At 69.8% G+C, this 2,073-nt stretch carries 3 protein-coding genes; 2 read left to right on the top strand and 1 reads right to left on the bottom strand.

Annotated features, from left to right (window positions below):
* Together CEK65_RS20860 and CEK65_RS20855 are read left to right on the top strand one after the other, a co-directional pair.
* Nucleotides 1–181: cold-shock protein (locus tag CEK65_RS20860; protein WP_152182864.1), on the top strand; the 181-nt coding region annotated here is incomplete at its 5' end.
* A 204-nt stretch (nucleotides 182–385) separates the two neighbouring features.
* Complete coding sequence (locus CEK65_RS20855; protein WP_017909326.1) at nucleotides 386–1,078, top strand: glutathione S-transferase; 693 nt, start codon at nucleotides 386–388, stop codon at nucleotides 1,076–1,078.
* Between the two features lie 21 nt (nucleotides 1,079–1,099).
* On the opposite strand, the gene CEK65_RS20850 is transcribed toward CEK65_RS20855, so the two are convergent.
* Nucleotides 1,100–1,993: an alpha/beta hydrolase gene (locus tag CEK65_RS20850; protein WP_017909325.1), complete on the bottom strand. Its 894-nt coding sequence runs from the start codon at nucleotides 1,991–1,993 to the stop codon at nucleotides 1,100–1,102.
* Nucleotides 1,994–2,073 lie beyond the last annotated feature (80 nt).

Raw genomic sequence — 2,073 nt, 5'->3', positions numbered from 1 at the left:
GTGGTTCAACGATGCCAAGGGCTTCGGCTTCATCACCCCGGAAAGCGGCCCGGACCTGTTCGTGCATTTCCGCGCGATCCAGGGCACCGGCTTCAAGTCGCTGCAGGAAGGCCAGAAGGTGACCTTCGTCGCCGTGCAGGGCCAGAAGGGTATGCAGGCTGACCAGGTGCAGGCCGTCTAAGGACGCCTGCCACCGCAAGGTGCCGAACGCCGGGAGCGCAAGCTTCCGGCGTTTTTGTTTGGGCGTTTCTTTTTTCGGACAGCGGGTTCCCGCTGATCGCGGCGCCGTCGCCATGGCGCCAGATGCAGCGACCATGCCCTGCATGCGCGGGTTCACACCTGCATCCGGCTACCATGGCGGCCCCCGAGCTCCGGAGCCGTCGCCATGATCACCGTGCATCACCTCAACCAGTCCCGGTCGCAGCGCGTGCTGTGGTTGCTGGAGGAACTGGCGCTGCCGTACCAGGTGATCAAGTACCAGCGCGATCCCAAGACCATGCTGGCGCCGCCGGAGCTGCGCGCGATCCATCCGCTGGGCAAGTCGCCGGTGCTGGTGGACGACGGTCACGTCCTCGCCGAGTCCGGGGCCATCCTCGACTATCTGGTGGACCGCTACGACACCGGCAGCACGCTGTCGCCGGCGCCGCAGCCGCTGGATTCGCCCGAGCGCCTGCGCTACCGCTACTGGATGCACTACGCCGAGGGGTCGGCGATGCCGCCGCTGCTGATGAGCCTGGTGTTCGGGCGGATCCGCTCGGCGAAGATGCCGTTCTTCGCGCGGCCGATCGCCAAGGCCATCGTCGACAAGGCGATGCATGGTTTCGTCGGTCCGCAGGTGCGCCTGCACCTGGACTGGATGGAGCGCGAACTGGCCGAGACCGGTTGGTTCGCCGGCGACCGCTTCACCGCCGCGGACGTGCAGATGAGCTTCCCGGTGCAGGCCGCCGCGGCGCGCATCGGCCTGCAGACGCATCCGAACCTGGCCGGGTTCGTGCAGCGGATCGAGCAGCGCCCCGCCTATCAGCGCGCGCTGCAGCAGGGTGGTCCATTCGAACTGCTCGGCAGCGCGGACGGTTGAGTTCCGTCCGCATCGTCCGGGTCAGCGGGCGGTGGGACGTGCCGGGCAGGCACGCACGAAGGCGATGCTGTCGGCCATGACCGGCAGCGCCGGGTCGTCCTTGCGCAGCGCCAGCACCAGGCGCATGTGGCCCACGCCGGGATAGGTCTTCAGTTCGGCCGGTACCCCGGCGCGCTGCAGCGCGGCCTGCAGCGACTGGCTGTTGCGCGGCTCCACCACGGTGTCGGCGTCGCCGTGCAGCAGCAGCGCCGGCGGCTCGTCGCCGTCGACGAAGTTCACCGGCTGCGAGCGCCGCTGTTGCGCCGGGTCCTGGCCGAACATGCCGATCAGGTCCGGATCGGTCAGCGGCAGGAAGTCGTAGGGGCCGGCCAGCCCGACCAGGCCGCACAGTTGCCGCGGCGACAGGCCCTGCGCCTGCAGCCAATGAGCGTCGGTCGCCAGCAGCGCGGCGATGTGCGCGCCGGCGGAGTGGCCCATCAGCACCAGCCGTTGCGGATCGCCGCCGTAGTCGGCGGCATGGCGCTGGCTCCAGGCCACCGCCGTGGCGGCATCGCGCATGAAGCCGTCCAGGGTCACCTGCGGATACTTGCGGTAGTCCGGCACGATCGCGACCACGCCGTGCCGCGCCAGCGCTTCGCCGGCCCAGCGGTAGTTCTGGCGGTCGCCGGTCTTCCAGGTACCGCCGTGGAAGAACACCACCACCGGCGCGTGCTCCACCCCGGCGGGGCGGTACACGTCCAGTGCCAGGCCATGCGCCGCGTCGTAGACGATCCCACGTTGCTCGTGGAGGCCATGCCGCGAGGAACTGGCGTTGAGGCCGCCGAAGAACAGGCTGCTGCAGGCCGAGACCAGCAGCGAGGACAGGGCGATCAGGGCGTTGCGGGGCCAGCGGGGCGAAGACGGTCGGTCGGACATGGGCGATCCCTGAGAGGAGCGCGGAGCATGCCGGATGCCTATGTCGGCGGCGAGTGGAGGTGGGGCGGGGAGTGGGGAGT

This window comes from Xanthomonas sp. LMG 12459, from assembly GCF_009192905.1.
Lineage (GTDB): Bacteria > Pseudomonadota > Gammaproteobacteria > Xanthomonadales > Xanthomonadaceae > Xanthomonas_A > Xanthomonas_A sontii.
This window is presented reverse-complemented; position numbering and strand designations above follow the sequence as displayed.

Excerpts from the sequence above, each read along its gene's own strand:
- CEK65_RS20855 (WP_017909326.1), top strand. The coding sequence starts at position 386 with ATGATCACCGTGCATCACCTCAACCAGTCCCGGTCGCAGCGCGTGCTG.
- CEK65_RS20850 (WP_017909325.1), bottom strand. The coding sequence starts at position 1,993 with ATGTCCGACCGACCGTCTTCGCCCCGCTGGCCCCGCAACGCCCTGATC.